A 16,975-nucleotide genomic window follows, 5' to 3' on the forward strand; every position below is an offset into this window, starting at 1 on the left:
TTCCGACCGTGGAAGGTGACGATGTACGCGATATCCCTGGGGGACGACGGCGCCGAGCTGCGCCCGCTGGAGCCCTGGCAGGCCGAGGAGTTCCTGGCCCACATCGACCGGGGACGGGAGTTCATCGGGCAGTACAACGGCCTCCCCGACGTCGTCACCGACCTGGAGTCGAGCCGGGCGTTCCTCCGGGCGTACGCGGAGAAGACCGCGCACGACAGCGGGCGGATCCACGGCATTTGGGCGGACGGCGGGCTGGTCGGCGCCGTCATCCTCCGGACGATGGACGTCAAGCAGGGCACCGCCGAGGCGGGTTGCTGGCTGGAGCCGTCAGCGGTCGGCAGGGGGCTGGTGACCCGGGCCGTGCGGGTGCTCATCGACTGGGCCGTCGAGGAGCGGGGCATCCACCGCGTGGAGTGGTGGGTGGCCGCGGAGAACGAGCCCAGCATCGCCGTGGCCCGGCGGCTCGGCATGACCAGGGACGGCGTGCTGCGGGAGAGCCACCTGTACCGGGGGAAGCGGCACGACGAGGAGATCTGGTCGGTGCTCGCGCCCCAGTGGCGGGCGGCCAAGCAGGCGTCTTACCGGTCGAGGTAGGCCAGCACGGCCAGCACGCGGCGGTTGTCGTCGTCGGAGGGCGGCAGGCCGAGCTTGCCGAAGATGTTCGAGGTGTGCTTGGCGACCGCACGCTCGGTGATGAACAGCTGGGCGGCGATGGCGGTGTTGGACCTCCCCTGGGCCATCAGCTCCATCACCTCCCGCTCCCGCGGTGTCAGCTTCCCCATCGGGGTGTCCTGGGCGCGGCGCGTGAGCAGCTGGGAGATCACCTGCGGATCCATCGCCGTGCCGCCCGCGGCCACCCGCCGTACCGCGTCGATGAACTGGTCGGTGTCGAACACCCGGTCCTTGAGGAGGTAGCCCACCCCGCCGCTGCCGTCCGCCAGCAACTCCCGTGCGTACAACTGCTCCACATGCTGGGAGAGCACCAGCACCGGCAGCCCCGGGGTGGCGCGGCGGGCGGCCAGCGCGCACTGCAGTCCCTCGTCGGTGAAGGAGGGCGGCAGCCGGACGTCGACGACGGCGACGTCCGGCCGCAGCTCGGCCAGCGCCCGGCTGAGTTCCGGGCCGCTCTCCACGGCCGCCGCGATCTCGAAGTCGTACGCCTCCAGCATCCGCACCAGACCGTCTCTCAGCAGGAAGAGGTCTTCGGCGAGGACAACGCGCACGGCAACTCCACGGGGGCGGTAGGCGGCTTGAGGACAGCGAGGGACGGGTCTTCTCCGAACGGCGTCGAATCTACCCTCCGCCGTCTCCGCCGCGTCCGCCACCTGCGACTACGCCTCGCCGCCCGCCCTCCGTGCCGTCGTGCGGGCCCTTGCGGTCACCTGCCGGCGACTCCGTCCGGGGGCGCGCCCAGGGGGTGCTCCGCCGTCCCGGAGAGGGTGCAAGGAATCTCCAGCGTCACCATCGTCGGGCCGCCCGCCGGGCTGCTGACCGCCAGCAGCCCGTCGAACGCGGCAAGCCGCCGCTCCAGACCGCGCAGCCCCGAACCCGCCGCGGCGTCCGCGCCGCCCTGCCCGTTGTCGGTGACCGCGATCCGCAACGCCCCGTCTCCGTAGGCCACATCGAGCCACACCCGCTTGGCGCCGGAGTGCTTCGCCGCGTTCGTCAGCAGCTCGCTGATCGCGAAGTACGCGGCCGACTCCACCGGCTCCGCGGCCCGGCCCGGCAGTTCCACCTCCACCTCGACCGGCAGCGGCATCCGCAGGGCCAGCGCGCGGACCGCGTCGCCCAGCCCGCGTTCGGCCAGCACCGGTGGGTGGATCCCGCGCACCAGGTCCCGCAGTTCGTTCAGCGCCTCGGCGGAGTCCGCCCGTGCGGCGGCCAGCAACTTCTTCGCCTTGGCCGGGTCCTTCTCGACCAGGGCCTCGATCGTGCCCAGGCTCATGCCCATAGCCACCAGCCGCGCCTGCGCCCCGTCGTGCAGATCGCGCTCGATGCGCCGCAGTTCCGCCGCCGAGGTGTCCAGCGCGTCGTGCCGGGAGACGGTGAGCTGCTCGACGCGCCGTGACAGGGCCATCTGCGGGGTGGGCGCCAGGAAGACCCGCGTCATCCGGAAGTGGGCGCGCAGTATCGCCGGGCCGAAGGCCAGCATCAGGGCGATCCACACGGTGCCCAGACCTGCCGCGAGGAACGCCGTGTTCTGGCTGTCGACGGGGACGAAGGCGTACCAGTAGGTGCCGTCGGCGCGGAAGATCGGCTCCCACACTCCGGCGGCCAGCACATGGCCGAAGAGTCCCTCGGCGATCAGTCCGGGCGGCAGGATCGCCGTCAGGCACCCGGCCGTGATGTCGATCTGAAGCCACAGCAGGTCGCGCCAGGTGGCACGGTCCTTCAGCAGCCAGGCGCAGCGGTCCGCCTGGCCGAGGAGCCCGCCGCGCAGGTCCGCGGGGATCGGGCGGTACGGCCGGTCGATAGGCACCCCGCCCCACCGGTCGGCCAACCTCCGCCGGTAGTCGGCGTACTTGCGCAGTGTGGTGACCACGTAGGGGGTGGTGACGACGCCCAGCCCGACCGGTATCAGCGCGATCGACAGCAGCGTGAAGACGGACAGCAAGATCGAGCACAGCTGCGTCATCAGCGCCAGCACCAGGCCCCGTGCGGCGGCCACCAGTGCGCGCCCGATCCTCATCCCATGCCCCCAGGTTGTCTCGCTCACCGCCCGGACCTCGGGCGACGCACCAAGTGTGCGATGCACAGCCATGATCGGTCACGGGCCCCGGCCCCCGTCCCGGGGGTGTAGCCAGCACCACCCCCGGCGCGGGGTGGGCGCGGGGTGGGCGTGAGGTGGGAGCGTCAGGGCACGGGTGGCTTGCCGCTGGGGGCGGATGTGAACGCCTCCCGCTGGGACGGGCGTTGCTGGCTACTGCGCGGGCGCGGTGCGCTGCGTGCCGGTGGTGGCCGGAGCGGGCGGCAGGACCCCGCTGCCCCGGAGGACCGCGTAGCCGATGCCGATGCCCACGGCGACGGGCCATTCGATGACATCGGCGGCGCCCAGCACACCGAGGCCCGCGTACAGGGGCAGGCCGTGCTTGGCGGGGAGGACCCGGCGGGCGAACGTCACAGGGTGCAGCACCGCGTCGGCGGCGCCGGCGGCCACCCGGTCGGCGGCGGGAACGTTGATGGTGAGGGTGTACTGCTTGTTGTCCTTGCCGGCCTTCGCCTTCTCCGTCTTGCCCGTCTTCTCTGACTTCTCCGCCTTGCTTTCCATCACGTCCACCCGGGCATCATCGTGACGTATTTTTCCTCCCTCATCATGGTAAGGATGATTTATCGCGGGTGCCCGATATGGGAGGTCTCCTGTGATGTCACCGGCGTCAGGGCTGCGTCTGCCCAGACCCCCGCTGCTCGGTTCCGCCGCCGGCACCGTGGTGGCGGGCGTGCGGGGCGCGGCGGGAGTGGCGGCCCGGATGGCCGGGCTGCCGCAGCGCGACGTGTGGTCGCGTCCGGGCCGCTGCCACATCGAGGTCCACGGCGTGCACGGCATCGGCGGGGAGCGGGTGGCTCGCCGTGTGGAGCGGGCGCTGGAGCGGCATCCGGGCGTGCTCTGGGCGCGGGTCAACGCGCCGTCCGAGCGGGTGGTGGTGGCCCTGGGACCCACGCCGCCCGCCGAGCGGGAGCTGGTCGCCCTGGTGGCACGGGCGGAGTCGCACGCGGCTGCCCACGAGGAGGGAGAGGCGGACGAGTGGTGCCCGGAGCCGCACCATCCGTGCGAGGGCCCCAAGACCCGGCAGTCCGTCTCCGCCCTGGCCGCCGACACCGTGGGCCTGAGCCTGTCCACCGCGACCGCCCTGGCACCCTGGCTGAAGCTGCCGACCGAGGTCGGAGCGCTCGTCACCGCTGTCCAGTACCACCCGCGGCTGCGCCACCTCGCCGCGGCGATCAGCACCACGGAGCAGGCCGAATCGGTGTTGCCGGTGGTCAGCGCACTGGCCCAGGGGGTGGCGACGCGCGGCGACGGGCTGGCCCTGGACGCGGTGCAGCGGCTCGCCCAGTGGCGGGAGGCGCGGGCGGACCGCGAGACGTGGGCGCGGAAGGAGCCGCAGCTCGTGCGCGGGCCGCAGGACGCGGCGGCCGAGCCGATCGTGGTCGAGCGGCCCGGCCCGTCCCCGCGGGACACCACGGCGCGTTACGCGGAGCGGGCCATGGGGATCGGGGCCGCGGCCGGCGCGCTCTTCGCCCCCTTCACCGGGCCCCGCCGCGCCCTGGCCGTCGCCCTGTCCGCGGTGCCCAAGGCGCCGGAGGCCGGGCGCGAAGGCTTCGCGACGAGTCTGGGCCGGTATCTGGCGCTGCGCGGCGTGGTGGCCATGGACCGCGGCGCGCTGCGCCGGCTCGGCCAGGTCGACACCGTCGTACTGGACGAGGACGCGCTGCGCGGCGAGGAGTGCGAGCCCGTCGACCTGGTGCTGCTCGCCGGGGCGGACCCGGAGCTGACCGCCGAGCGGCTGTTCGCCCTCTTCGACCCCGAGGCGCCCGGGGACGTCCGCCGCGACGACGACGGCTGGGTGCTCGGGCCGCTGGACCGGCTGGAGCTGACCGGCCGTACCGGGCGCAGGGCCGAGGGGCGGCTGCGCCGCAAGGGCAGCGAGCAGGCGCTCGGCCTGGCGAAGGGGAAGCGCCTCCAGGCCGTGGTGGGGCTGGCCGTGCCGACGGCGCCGGGCGCGGAGGCCGTGGCGGCGGCCGCCCGCCGGGCGGGGGCGCGGGTCGTCCTGGCCACCGGCCACGCCACACCGGCGTTCTCCTTCGCCGACGCGGTGATGCCCACCGGCCGCCGGCTGGTGGCCTCGGTGCGCGCCCTCCAGGCCGACGGCGCGGTGGTTCTGCTGGTCTCGGGCAACCGCCGGGCACTGGGGGCGGCCGACTGCGGCATCGGGGTGCACCGCGAGGGAGAGCCCCCGGCCTGGGGCGCGCACCTGCTGGTCGGCGCCGACCTGGAGTCGGCGGGGCTGATCGTCGACGCGGTGGGCGTGGCCGCGCGCGTCGACCAGGACGGCGCGGTCCTCGCGGCGGGCGGCAGCGGCGTCGGCGCGGTCGCCGCGCTCCGCTCGCCCCCCGCGCGGGCCTGCGCCCGGGGCATGGCGGTGAGCAACGCCGCCGGGACACTCGCCTTCTTCCTGGGCAACTGGCGGGCCCGGCAGCTCCTGGCCCGCCCCATGGCGCCGCGCGGCCCGGTGGTGCCCTGGCATCTGATGCCCGCCGACCGGGCGCTGGAGCGCCTGGGCACCAGCGCCCAGGGCTTGTCCGGCAAGGAGGCCGCCGCCCGGGCCGGGAGCGCCTCGCATGCCGACTCCCCGGCGCGCACCGGTCTGCTGTCCGCGTTCATCGAGGAGTTGGCCAACCCGCTGACCCCGGTGCTCGCCGCCGGAGCCGCCCTGGCCGCGGCCGTCGGGTCGCGCACCGACGCCGCGCTGGTGGCGGCCATCACCGGCACCTCCGCGCTCGTCGGCGGATTCGAGCGGGTCAGGACCGAGCGGGCACTGGCCGAGCTGTTCGCCCGCTCCGCGATCGGCGCACGGGTGCGCCGCGGCGGCACCGAACGACTGGTCACCGCCGGCGACTTGGCCCCCGGCGACGTCGTCGTGATGCGGCCCGAGGACGTGGTGCCCGCGGACTGCCGGCTGCTGGCGGCCGAAGGGCTGGAGGTCGACGAGTCGTCACTGACCGGCGAATCGCTGCCCGTCGCCAAGGACCCCGCCCCGGTGGTCGCGGCGCACCTCGCGGGCCGCCGCTGCATGCTCTACGAGGGCACCACCATCGCCGCCGGCCGGGCCGAGGCCGTCGTGGTCGCCACCGGACCGGCCACCGAGGTCGGCCGCAGCCTGGCCACCGCCCGGCAGGCCGCGCCCGTCACCGGTGTGGAAGCCCGCCTGGCCTCGCTCACCCGGGCCAGCCTGCCCATCGCCATCGGATCGGCGATCGCCGTCGCCGGATCGGGGCTGCTGCACGGACGCCGGCTGACCGACCCGCTCGCCTCCGCCGTGAACCTCGCCGTCGCCTCCGTACCCGAAGGACTGCCCTTCCTGGTCAACGCGGCCCAACTGGCCGCCGCCCGCCGCCTGGCCGACCTCGGCGCGCTGGTGCGCAACCCGCGCACCATCGAGGCACTCGGCCGCGCCGACGTCCTGTGCTTCGACAAGACCGGCACCCTCACCGAGGGCAACCTGCAGCTCGCCACCGTCAGCGACGGGGAGCGCACACTGCCCGTGGAACGGCTCGACACCCCGCGGAAGAAGGTGCTCGCCGCCGCGCTGCGCGCCACCCCGCCGGCGCGGCAGGCCGAGCCCATGGCCCACCAGACCGACCGGGCGGTGACAACCGGAGCCCGCCGCGCGGGAGTCGCCGTACGCCGTGACGCCCCCCGCTGGCGGCGCACCGACGCGCTGCCCTTCGAGCCCGCCCGCGCCTACCACGCGACCGCCGGCACCACCACCCGAGGCACGCTGCTGAGCGTGAAGGGCGCCCCGGAGAACGTCCTCCAGCGCTGCGACCGCAGGCAGCTGGACGGCCGGACGGCCGGCCTCGACGAGGCGGCGGCAAGGGAGCTGGCCGCGACCGCCGAGGAGCTCGCCGGAGCCGGGCGCCGCGTACTGGCGGTGGCCGAACGCCCCATGCGCGCGGGCGAGCAGCTCACCGACGAGACCGTGCGGGACCTGGTCTTCCTGGGCTTCATCGCGCTGGCCGACCCGGTCCGCACCGGGGCGGCTCCCGCCACCGCGCGGCTGCGCGCGGCGGGCGTGCACACCGTCATGCTCACCGGCGACCACCCCGCCACCGCCGACGCCATCGCGGCCACCGTCAGCGACAAGCCGGACCTCACCGTGTGCACCGGACCCGAACTCGACGAACTCGACGACAGCCGGCTCGACGAACTGCTGCCGACGGTGGACGTCATCGCCCGGTGCAGCCCTCACCACAAGGTCCGCATCGTCCAGGGATACCAGCGACTCGGCCGGGTCGTGGCGATGACCGGCGACGGGGCCAACGACGCCCCCGCCATCCGGCTGGCCGACATCGGGATCGCCCTCGGGCGGCGCGGCACCCCCGCCGCGACCGCCGCGGCCGACCTGGTCGTCAGCGACGACCGCCTGGAGACGATCGTCTCGGCGCTGATGGAGGGACGCGCCATGTGGGCCTCGGTCAGAGCCGCCCTGGCCATCCTCATCGGCGGCAACTTCGGAGAGATCACCTTCAGCGTGCTGGTCGCCGCGCTCACCGGCAGCACGCCGCTGAACGCCCGTCAGATCATGCTGGTCAACCTGCTGACCGATCTCGCCCCCTCCCTCGCCATCGCGGTGCGCGAGCCGACCGGGCACGTCCGTGAACGGCTGCTCGGCGAGGGCCCGCACCAGTCCCTGGGCACCGCGCTGACCAGCGAGATGCTGCTGCGCGGCGCCGTCACCGCGGTCGGCGCCGGACTGGCCTGGGGCGCCGCCCGCGTCACCGGCGGCCGACGGCGCGCCGGCACCATCTCCCTGGCGGCGCTCGTCGGCACCCAACTGGCCCAGACGCTCGCCACCGGCGGCCTGGACCGGCGCGTCCTCCTCGCGGGCCTGGGCTCGACCGCCGTCCTGGCCGCGGTCATCCAGACCCCCGGCGTCAGCCAGTTCTTCGGCTGCACCCCGCTTGGCCCCGCCGCCTGGGGCATCGCCCTGGGCGCGATCGCCACGGCCACCCTCCTGGGGCTGGCCGCGTCCCCGCTGGTCCGCGGCCTGGCCGGCGGCGAGCAGGGCGGCTGACGGGCGCCCGCCGGCGTCCGCCCCGGGTGGTGTCCGGGTGGTGCCCGGGTGGCGCCCGGGTGGTGCTCCGTCTGGCCGCGGCGGGCTGCGGCATGCCACGGGCCATGGCAGCCTGGCGGGCAGGGGGAGCGGAGATCATCAGGAGGTCACGCGGTGAGCGTCGAACCGATTCCCGAGGGCTACCCCCGCATCACGCCGTATCTGGCAGTCGACGGGGCGGCGGCCGCCATCGACTTCTACTGCCAAGTGCTGGGCGCGACCGAGCGCATGCGCATGCCGGCCCCCGGCGGCAGGGTCGGCCACGCCGAGCTGCAGATCGGGGATTCGGTGATCATGCTCGCCGACGAGTTCCCCGAGATGGGCGCGCGCGGGCCGAAGAGCGTCGGCGGCACGCCGGTGACGCTCTATGTGTACGTGGACGACGTGGACGCCGCCTTCGCCCGGGCGATCGCCTCGGGCGCCAAGGAGCTTCAGCCGGTCACCGACCAGTTCTACGGAGATCGCGCGGGCCACTTCGAGGACCCCTTCGGACACCGCTGGAACGTCGCCACGCACATCGAGGACGTGCCCCCCGAGGAGCTGGCCGAACGCGCCGCCCGGGCCATGCAGGACATGCAGGGCAGCTGACGCGCCACGCGGGGCGTGCGGGGCGACCGAAGACCGCCCCACCGGCGCTAGTGATCGGCGCCGGTGGGGCAGTTCGCCGGACGAGACGACGTCGGGTGGCAGGAGCCACGGCTCAATGGCAGGAGCTACGGCTTGAGCCCCCGGCGGGTCCGCTCGGTCGTCTCCTCGGCAGCCTCCTGAGTCCTGCCGCGAGCCTCCTCGGCCCGTCCCGTGGCCTCCATGGACTTGTCGCCCTTGACCTTGCCGACGGTCTCCTTCAACTTGCCCTTCAGCTGCTTGGACTTGGCCTTTCCCTTGGCCATGACGTCGACCCCCTAACTGCGGTCGGGATGGCTTCCACACCTTCACCCTGCGCCCGTCCTCCGGTCCCCGCAATTCGTGGCCGACCGGCGGCCCCGAAGCGACAGCCACGCTCTCCGCCGTGTCAGCTCTCCTCCTCCGGCAGGTTGTAGACGGCGAAGGCGCGCCGGATGACCGGCTGGGCCACGTTGCGCACCCGGACACCGCCACTGGTGGTCCCGCGTTCCGTCCCCAGATGGGCATGGCCGTGCACGGCCAGATCGGCCCCCGCCTCATCCATGGCCTCGGCCAGCAGATAGCTGCCGAGAAACGGGTAGAGCTCCGGCGGCTCGCCCGCGAGGGTGTCGGGCACCGGCGAGAAGTGGGTCAGGGCGACACGCACCGCGCAGCCCTGGCGCGCCAGCTGTTCCAGGGCGGCGCGCAGGCCGTCCGCGCAGTGGCGGGTGTGGCGCACGAATGCCTTCATCTCACGCTCGCCGAACTCACTGCCGCTCCGCCCGGAGAACCCCCCGCCGAAGCCCTTGGTGCCGGCGACACCGACGGTGGTGCCGCGCACCTCAAGGGCCGTTCCCTCGCCTTCCAGGACCGTCACACCGGCTGACCGCAGCACCTCGGTCACCTCCGCGGGCCGGTCCGCGTGGTAGTCGTGGTTCCCGAGCACGGCGATCACCGGCGCCGCCAGCCCCGCCACCTCGTCGGCCACGACCCGCGCCTCCTCGGGCGTCCCATGACGGGTGAGATCCCCGGCGAGCAGCAGGAAGTCGGCGTGATCGGCGACGGTGTCGAAGGCGGGGCGCAGCAGCCCCCGGCTGTCCGGGCCCATGTGAATGTCCCCGACGGCGGCGACCCGGATCATGGAAGCTCCTCCGGGTGGTCCGGGGCGGTGAGGTCGGCCACCGCGATGTCGGCCCGTACCGGCACGTCCGGCAGCTCCTCGGCGGCGAGCCGGAGGATCTCCTCACGGACGCTCTCGGTCGGCGCGGTGCCGGTGATGTGGACCGTGTCGCCGTGCGCCTCCACCCGCATGCCGAGCTCGGCCAGCCTCTCCCCGGCGAGCCGCTCCTGAAGGTGCGCGATCCGGTACTCGGTGCTCCGCGCCGGGTGACCGCCCCCGGCCTCAGACCCCGCCATCGCCCTCCGCCTCCGGCTCGATCACATCCAGTCGTTCCAGCAGGTAGAGGAAGGCCGCGGGGATCGCTTCCGCGCCGCACTCGCGCCGCACCCGCGGCCAGTCGACCTTCTCCCGCAGGGTCCGGGCGATCGGCAGCAGCGTGCCGAAGTCGCAGTGGTGCTCGGAGAATGCCGTGAGCCGTCCGATCAGCAGATCCGTCGCCGTCAGGACGGGCATCCGCACCGACTCCACCGGCAGCACTTCGGCCCGCTCCAGCAGCTCCCGGCTCACCGGAGCGCGCGACTGCTGCAGGAGCAGGTCGATGTCCTGGTTCCGGCACCTGGTCTTGAGCAGCCAGTCCTCGGGCGGCTTGAAGACCTCCAGACCGGCTTCGTTCAGCGTCGCGGTGACGGCCTCGGCGTCCTCCGGACGGACACAGAAGTCGACGTCGTGCTGGAGGGTCGCCGGACCCCCGTGCGCGTACGCGGCGACGCCGCCGGCCAGCGCGAAGAGATGGCCGCCCGCCTTCAGCAGGCCCGCGACCTCCACCGCCGCCACCAGGATGGCCTGGGTACGGTCGGGGGGCAGCTCCTCATCCGCCGGGCCGGTGCCTGCACCTGCACCTGCGCCCGTACCGGCACCTGCACCGGTGCCGGCCGGTCGGCCACCGCCTTCCTGGTCCCGCACGCCGTCACTCCGGGTGGAGAAATGCCGCGGGTGGCCGCGGGCCGCCCGGAGCCGGCCGCAGAGCGCCGCTCACCGGTCCTCTTCCCGCTTCTCGACGCCTTCCAGCGCCTCCCCGTGGGCCGTGCCGCCCTCCGTCTGGTAGCCCTCGCGGGCGCTGGCGGTCCCTGGGATGGTGCGGTCCCGCGCCGGGCTCTCCGCACCGGAGTGCGCTCCCGGCTCCTCCGCGTCGCGGGCCCGCTGCCGCGCGCGGGTGGAGCGACCGGGCTCCGGAGTCTGCTTCGGGTCCTTGTCCTTCGAGGGCTTGGGGTTCATGGCAGCCTCCTGACGGTGATGACCCGGTCGTCGGGTAACCCGTGGCGTCGGCGCCAAACGGGGCGACGAGGAGGGAGCCCGGGCGGGGCATCGGGGCGGGTGGACCGCCGCCCGGGACGGGGTGGGCGCGAAGGCCGCGACCCACCCCGCCCATCGGACGCCTTCTAGCGGTTGATCGTCCCGCCGAACTCGACCGCTCCGCGCAGCCCCAGGCTGCCCGGCGTCACCGAGACGACCGGGAGCGGGGTGCCCTCCTCCCAGGACTGGGAGTCCCAGACGCCGCCCGAGCTCGCGTTCTCGCCGGGCGCGCCCACGGCGACGTCGGCGTAGCGGTCACCGTTGTAGTCGCCGCTGGCGACAGCCCCGCCGAAGCGGTCGCCCGCCTCCGCCGTTCCGGGCACACCCGCGGAGTCCTGGGTCCTGGGGGAGGCCACCATCGTGCCGTCCTGGAGGATGGAGGCGGAGTACCAGGAACCCGCCTTCGCCCGCGTGCCGACGCCCTCGTTGCCGACCCCGATGATCAGCTCGTCGTAGCCGCTCCGGTCGACGTCGGCGACGGCGAGCGCCGCGCCGAAGTCGTCCTCCGCCTCGGCGGTACCGCCGACGGCCCGCGAGGACTGCGTGGAGCATCCGGCGACGCCGCCGAGGATGGTGCCCGGCTTGCCCAGGATCACGGCCACCGCGCCGCCGAGGCGGTCCTCGCAGAGCGTGCTCTCGGCCTCCGGGTTGGCCTGGACGAGACCGATGGCGAGGTCGGTCGCCTGGTCGCCGTTGAGGTCGCCGGCGACCAGGGCCGAACCGTGGTCGCCGGTGGCCCAGATCGTCTTCCAGTCGCCCGACGCCTTGCTGAGGACGTGCGTGCCGGCGCTCTCCATGCCGTCGTACGTCACCGCGAGGTCGTCGCCGCCGTCGCCGTCGAAGTCACCCGTGGTGACGGCCCGCGGAGCGGCGAAGGAGTACCCCTGGATGAGGGAGGTGGCGGTGGACGAGCCCGCGGTGAACGGCCCGCGGCGCAGCTGCAGCGTGCCGCCCTCCTCACCGGCCGTGCTCAGGGCGAGGTCCTGGTGGCCGTCGTGGTCGTAGTCGCCCACCGCCAGCAGCCTGCCGAGCCGGCCGTCCGCCTCGCCCTTGGCGGCGGTGAGCCCGCTCTTGAGGCCGGTCGCCGAACCCCACAGGACGGTGGCGGTGCCTTGGCGGTCGGTGCCGGTGTCGGTGAGCTGTTCGCCCGGCGCGGTGACGGCCAGGTCGCTGTAGCCGTCGCCGTTGAGGTCGGCGGCGGCGACCGCCGTTCCGAACAGGTCGCCCGCCTCCGCGGTGCCCGGCACCCCGGTGGAGTCCTGGCTGACGGTGGTGGAGCCCTTCCCGCCGAGGCCCTTGGGGCTGCCCCACACCACGCTGACGGAGCCGGCCTTGGCCTTGCCGCCGACGGCTGCCTTCGGCATGCCGACCGCCAGGTCCGCGTACCCGTCGCCGTTGAAGTCGCCCTTGAGACCGGAGGGCGCCGCGGAGGCGCTGCCCACGCTCAGTCCGGATATGGCGAGGACGGCGGTCGAGCAGAAAATGGCCGCCGAAAGTGTCTTTCTGCGCAAAGGAATCTCCAGGAAACGACGAGGTGTCAGGGGTGTGACACACGAGCCGTGCGCAGGGTTGTATCCGGGTGTCGTCCAGGTGAACGAAGGTGAACGCCGCCCGCCGCCCGCCGCGCGATCGTTTCCGGGCGCCCGCGCGGCAGCCGCCGGCTGCTCAGCGCGGGCTGCTCAGCGCGGGCTGCTCAGCGCGGGCTGCGAGCGCGCGGGCTACGAACGGCGGCGGGGTTTGCCGCGCCCGCCGCTCTTGGAGCCGCCGCCCCTGGAGCTGCCGCCTTTGGAGCCGCCGCTCTTGGCGCTGCCGCTCTTTGGGCCGCCGGAGCCCTTCCGCGGGGTCCGCGTGGCCGAGCCGCCGGTGCCGGTGCGCTTCTCCTTCGGCTGCGCCGCGGCGGCGGGGCGGCGGCCCCGGGTGCTGTTGACGGTGCGTCCGCGCACGATCCCGATGAAGTCCTCCACCAGGTCGGTGGTCGCGTCCTCGCGCCAGGAGAGCGCGACCTGCGACTGCGCCACGTCCGTGACCGGGCGGTAGGTGAGGTCCCGGCGGTGGTGCAGGCGGGCGAGGGACTGCGGCACGACGAGCAGTCCCACCCCGGCCGCCACCAGTTCGATGGCGTCCGCCGTGGTGGCGGGACGCTCGATGGCGGGCCGGCCCGGCGGCTGCTCCCAGCCGAGGGTGTCATCGAGGGGATGGAAGACGATCTCGTCGGCCAGATCGGCGGCGGACACCTCGTCGACCGCCGCGATGATGTGATCCTTCGGGATCACCACCACCGTCGTCTCGGTGTAGAGGGGGATCGCGCTGAGATCCGTCCGGTCGATCGGCAGCCGCACGAAGCCGGCATCGGCGCCGCCGTCGCGGAGCGTGCCGGGCGCCTCGGCGGCGGCCACCGCCACGAGGGTCAGCGGGATGTCCGGCAGCCGCTCTCCCCAGATCCGCACCCACTTGGCAGGTGTCACGCCCGGGACGTACGCGAGCCGGAACGAATGGGGAGCTTCCGAGCCTGTCACCTGGCCAGGTTACCGGGCGTGGCCGAAGGCGGGGTCACCGGGCGGGTCCGTCGGCGGTGACCGGGCCAGGGCCGCCGGTGGTCACCGGGCGTGGGCCGTCGGTGGTCACCGGGCGTGGTCGGAGGCCGGGCATACGCTCGATATCCTTGACGCATGACGTCGCACCGCAGCACCCAGACCATGAAGCCCGCCACCGCGGCGAAGAAACTGGGTGTGTACCTCGAGGCCACCCCCAAGGAGTTCCAGGAGGGTGCCGTCTCGCGCGACGAACTGAACGCGCTGCAGGCCGACCCGCCCGAGTGGCTGCGGGAGCTGCGACGCAACGGCCCGCACCCCCGGCCGGTGGTGGCGGCGAGGCTCGGCATCTCGATCTCCGGTCTGGCGCGCGGCGGAGTCACCGAGCCGCTCACCACGGAGCAGATCGACGCGCTGAAGCAGGAAGCCCCCGAGTGGCTGGAGAAGGAGCGCGCCACCCAGGCCGAGGTGCGCAAGGAGTCCGCCCGCATCAAGGCCAAGCACGCGGAGCAGGAGCAGTCCGGCCAGTGAGGGCCCGCGGCTGAGGGCTCGCAGCCCCCTGCCCGGTCTTATGTCGTGCCGGAGAGGGCGTCGCGGACGTGTCTCCGGGTGACGCCCAGCTTCTTCAGCACATGCGCCACGTGCTGTTCGACGGTGCGCGGGGACAGGAAGAGCGCCTGGGCGATGTCCTGGTTGGTCGCGTCTCGGGCGAGCAGCTCGGCGACCTGTCGTTCGCGCGGCGAGAGCTGGTCCCCGTAGCCGCGGCGGCCGCGCGGCGAGGGACGGGACAGGCCGAGTTCGCGCAGCGCCCGCTGGCAGCGGGCGGCATCGGAGGTGGCGCCGAGCCGCTGGTAGACCTCCACGGCCTCGGTGAGCCGCTCGACGACCGCGTCGGGGCGCGCCCGGCCCCAGGCGCACCCCTGGCGTTCGGCCGCACGGGCGGTCTCGTACGGGCGGCCGATGCGCCGCCACATGTCACGGGCCACTCCGAACTCTTCCGCGGCGGCTTCGCCGGCCCCGGCGTCCTCGGCGTCCTCGGTGAGCAGCAGACCCCGGGCCAGGTGGAGTTCGGCGAGCGCGCCCGGGGCGTCCCGGCCGCGCAAGCCCTTCCCGGCGTCCTCGGTGAGCTGTCCGGCGGACCTCCGGTCGCCGCCGGCGAGCGACGCTTCGACGGCCACCGGCACCAGCCCGGTGGCCCTCGGCCAGGCGGCCGCCCGGCGCAGCGCCGCCACCGCGGGGGTGGTGGCCGCCAGGGCGGCTTCCGGGTCCCCCTCCGCCAGCCGGATCGCGGCGGTCGCGGCGGCCGCCCGGCAGGCGTTGGTCACCTGGGACTCCCGTTCCGCGGAGGCGGAGGCCACCTCAAGCCACTCCAGGGCCCGGGCGTGCTGCCCGCGGGCCGCCGCCAGGCGGGCGTTGACCATGGCCTGCTCCCACACCGCCATGGTGATCTCGGGGAACTCGTTCTCCAGCGCGGCGAAGCGCTCTTCCAGGTCGGTCCAGTCGCCCGCCAGCCCGGCCAGCCGCAGCAGGGCGATGCGGCTGTAGCACTCCAGGTAGGGGACGCCCGCGCGCCGCGCCAGCTCCCGGCTCTCCTCCAGCAGGGCGACGGCCCGCCGGTCGTGGCCCAGCTCGGTGGCGATGTCGCCGACGTTGTACAGGGCGCGGGCGGTCTGCCGCAGCACCTCGGGGTCCTCCGCCTGCCGGGGCAGCCGCTCCAGCAGGGGCCACACCTCGGGGTTGCCGTCCCGGGCCAGCAGGGTGAGCCGGGTGGCGCGGACGGCCGCGCGGATGGCCTCCTGGGAGCTGTCGGGGAGGGTGTGTTCGGCTCGGCCGAGCCAGGTCCAGGCCTGGTCGGAGGCGCCGTCCTGCTCGTTTATGGCCAGCGCGACCATGGCCCGCGCGGCCCGTTCGGGGCGGCTGCTCAGCTCCTCGACGGCCTGTTCCAGCTCCGCGAAGCCGGCCCGGTCGCCGACGTGGTTGACCATGATGATGCCGAGGGTCAGGCGGATGTCGCCGCGGGTGGCCACCGGCAGCTGCGGATCGGCGAGGATCCGGCGCAGCACGGCGGCGTTCGCCGCGTAGTCCACTCCGTTGAGGGCGATCCGCGCCAGCGCGAGGGCGGCCCGGGACCGCAGGTCGGCCTCGAGCCGCGGCTGGTCGAGGATCTGGTGCAGCAGCGCGGCGGCGGTGCCCTGGTCGCCCAGGGCGATCGCCTGGTCGGCGGCGGCCTCGGCCTGCCGTAGCCAGGTCTCATGGTCGCCCAGGGCGAGCGTGTGGTGGGCGATCTGCACCAGCGGTGCGGGCGACTGGGCCTGGAGTGCGCTGATCGCCCGCTGGTGCAGGCGGGTGCGCTGCGGGCCGGGCACGCGCTGGTAGGCGGCCTGCTGGGCGAGGACGTGGCGGAAGACGTACTGGCTCGATCCGGTCTCGCGGAGCAGGGAGGCGGCCAGCGCCTCGGTGAGCCCCTTGGCGCCCTCGTCCGCGTCCAGCCCGGCGACCGAGGTGAGCAGGGGTTCCGCGGCGGGCACGGCCAGCACACAGGCGGCCTCCACGATCGCCGCCGCGGCCGGGGACAGGGCGGTCAGCCGCTCGGTGACCGCTTCGCGCAGGCTGCCGGGCACTTCGGCGTGTTCGAGGTCGGCGCTGAGATCGCCGCCCCCGTTCAGCCGGCCGTGTTCGCCGAGCGTGATCAGGTCCTCCTCGGCCACCAGCGGCAGGCCCTCGCTGCGGTGGTACAGGACGTGCCCGAGAGCCGGGGTGGCCCGCGTACCGAGCGCGGCGACCGCCAGCTCCCGTACGTCCTGCTCGGACAGCGGTTCGAGGTGGATAGCGGTTCCGCCGGTCCCGGGCGGGCGGCGGTACGCGGCGCCGAGCGGCGGTGTGTCCGCGGGCAGGTCCTCGGCCCGGTAGGTGAGCACCAGGCTCAGCTCCTCGGGCAGATCCCGGGCCAGCAGCAGGAGCAGCTCCCGGGTGGCTTCGTCGACCCAGTGCAGATCCTCGATGACCAGGACGGCCGGGCCCAGCGCCTCCAGGAAGGACCGCACCGCCTGCACCAGCCGGTGCCGCTCGGAGGGCACGCCCTCCGGCTGAGGCGGTGGCGGCGGAAGCCGGTCCGCCAGATCCGGCAGCAGCGGGGCCAGCGCCCCGACCGTGGGCGGAACGCGGCCCGCCGGCGGCAGCCAGCGGCCCGCCTTCCGCAGGGCGTCCACGACCGGGCCGAAGGGGAAGGGCTCGCGGAGCGGGTGGCAGAAGCCGGTGAGCACCCGGCGGTCGCGCGTCGCCGCCACGGCCTCGCGGACCAGCCGGGACTTTCCGATCCCGGCCTCACCCTCGACCAGCACGACCGCGGGCGGATGGCGGAGCGCGGCCAGCAGCAGGCCGGACTCCCGCTGCCGGCCGACGAACCGGAAGCTCCCGCCGGCCGCCGTGGCAGCCTGCCCGGGACCGATGGCCACGCGATCACCTGCCTCGCCGCGGCACTCGGCGCCAGGTGGTCCTCCACCGGTCCCGCGGCCCTGTGCTGCCACGCTAGACCG

At 74.6% G+C, this 16,975-nt stretch carries 15 protein-coding genes; 4 read left to right on the forward strand and 11 right to left on the reverse strand.

Annotated features, from left to right (window positions below):
* Positions 1-21: 21 nt before the first annotated feature.
* Positions 22-594, forward strand: coding sequence for a GNAT family N-acetyltransferase (locus AC4BDD_RS26300; protein WP_490687931.1), 573 nt, complete (start codon positions 22-24; stop codon positions 592-594).
* On the opposite strand, the gene AC4BDD_RS26305 is transcribed toward AC4BDD_RS26300, so the two are convergent.
* From AC4BDD_RS26305 to AC4BDD_RS26315, 3 genes are all read right to left on the reverse strand, one after another.
* A complete protein-coding gene (locus tag AC4BDD_RS26305) occupies positions 579-1,223 on the reverse strand; it encodes a LuxR C-terminal-related transcriptional regulator (RefSeq protein ID WP_490687932.1) in 645 nt (214 codons plus the stop codon). The two genes, AC4BDD_RS26300 and AC4BDD_RS26305, sit on opposite strands and share 16 nt — an antisense overlap.
* A 155-nt stretch (positions 1,224-1,378) precedes the next feature.
* On the reverse strand, positions 1,379-2,689 hold the full coding sequence (locus AC4BDD_RS26310; protein ID WP_490691943.1) for a sensor histidine kinase: 1,311 nt from the start codon (positions 2,687-2,689) through the stop codon (positions 1,379-1,381).
* Between the two features lie 231 nt (positions 2,690-2,920).
* Positions 2,921-3,268 carry a hypothetical protein gene (locus AC4BDD_RS26315; RefSeq protein WP_490691944.1) on the reverse strand — a complete coding sequence of 116 codons (348 nt, stop codon included), beginning with the start codon at positions 3,266-3,268 and terminating at the stop codon, positions 2,921-2,923.
* A gap of 94 nt (positions 3,269-3,362) precedes the next feature.
* Here AC4BDD_RS26315 and AC4BDD_RS26320 point away from each other — a divergent pair, with 94 nt between their 5' ends.
* Together AC4BDD_RS26320 and AC4BDD_RS26325 are read left to right on the forward strand one after the other, a co-directional pair.
* Positions 3,363-7,793 (forward strand): cation-translocating P-type ATPase, encoded by a 4,431-nt coding sequence (locus tag AC4BDD_RS26320; protein WP_490687933.1) that lies wholly within the window; start codon positions 3,363-3,365, stop codon positions 7,791-7,793.
* Positions 7,794-7,946: 153 nt separating this feature from the next.
* Positions 7,947-8,420, forward strand: a complete 474-nt coding sequence (locus AC4BDD_RS26325; RefSeq protein ID WP_490687934.1) for a VOC family protein — start codon at positions 7,947-7,949, stop codon at positions 8,418-8,420.
* A gap of 125 nt (positions 8,421-8,545) precedes the next feature.
* Here AC4BDD_RS26325 and AC4BDD_RS26330 read toward each other — a convergent pair whose 3' ends face one another.
* From AC4BDD_RS26330 to AC4BDD_RS26360, 7 genes are all read right to left on the reverse strand, one after another.
* On the reverse strand, positions 8,546-8,722 hold the full coding sequence (locus tag AC4BDD_RS26330; protein ID WP_490687935.1) for a CsbD family protein: 177 nt from the start codon (positions 8,720-8,722) through the stop codon (positions 8,546-8,548).
* Between the two features lie 122 nt (positions 8,723-8,844).
* Positions 8,845-9,576: a metallophosphoesterase family protein gene (locus AC4BDD_RS26335; RefSeq protein ID WP_490687936.1), complete on the reverse strand. Its 732-nt coding sequence runs from the start codon at positions 9,574-9,576 to the stop codon at positions 8,845-8,847.
* Positions 9,573-9,851 (reverse strand): hypothetical protein, encoded by a 279-nt coding sequence (locus AC4BDD_RS26340; protein WP_490687937.1) that lies wholly within the window; start codon positions 9,849-9,851, stop codon positions 9,573-9,575. The genes AC4BDD_RS26335 and AC4BDD_RS26340 overlap by 4 nt, the downstream gene beginning before the upstream one ends.
* A complete protein-coding gene (locus AC4BDD_RS26345) occupies positions 9,838-10,518 on the reverse strand; it encodes a nucleotidyltransferase family protein (RefSeq protein ID WP_490687938.1) in 681 nt (226 codons plus the stop codon). The genes AC4BDD_RS26340 and AC4BDD_RS26345 overlap by 14 nt, the downstream gene beginning before the upstream one ends.
* 69 nt (positions 10,519-10,587) lie before the next feature.
* Positions 10,588-10,830: a hypothetical protein gene (locus tag AC4BDD_RS26350; protein ID WP_490687939.1), complete on the reverse strand. Its 243-nt coding sequence runs from the start codon at positions 10,828-10,830 to the stop codon at positions 10,588-10,590.
* 164 nt (positions 10,831-10,994) lie between these two features.
* On the reverse strand, positions 10,995-12,419 hold the full coding sequence (locus AC4BDD_RS26355; protein WP_490687940.1) for an FG-GAP-like repeat-containing protein: 1,425 nt from the start codon (positions 12,417-12,419) through the stop codon (positions 10,995-10,997).
* A 207-nt stretch (positions 12,420-12,626) separates the two neighbouring features.
* Complete coding sequence (locus AC4BDD_RS26360) at positions 12,627-13,424, reverse strand: LysR family substrate-binding domain-containing protein (protein WP_490687941.1); 798 nt, start codon at positions 13,422-13,424, stop codon at positions 12,627-12,629.
* Positions 13,425-13,577: 153 nt separating this feature from the next.
* Between AC4BDD_RS26360 and AC4BDD_RS26365 the strand changes: the two genes are divergently transcribed.
* Positions 13,578-13,970: a DUF5997 family protein gene (locus AC4BDD_RS26365; protein WP_490687942.1), complete on the forward strand. Its 393-nt coding sequence runs from the start codon at positions 13,578-13,580 to the stop codon at positions 13,968-13,970.
* Between the two features lie 38 nt (positions 13,971-14,008).
* Here AC4BDD_RS26365 and AC4BDD_RS26370 read toward each other — a convergent pair whose 3' ends face one another.
* Entirely contained in the window at positions 14,009-16,894 is a 2,886-nt protein-coding gene (locus tag AC4BDD_RS26370; RefSeq protein WP_490687943.1) for an ATP-binding protein, read from the reverse strand.
* Positions 16,895-16,975: the final 81 nt, after the last annotated feature.

It is taken from the genome of Streptomyces sp. JLBT605 (genome assembly GCF_058215555.1).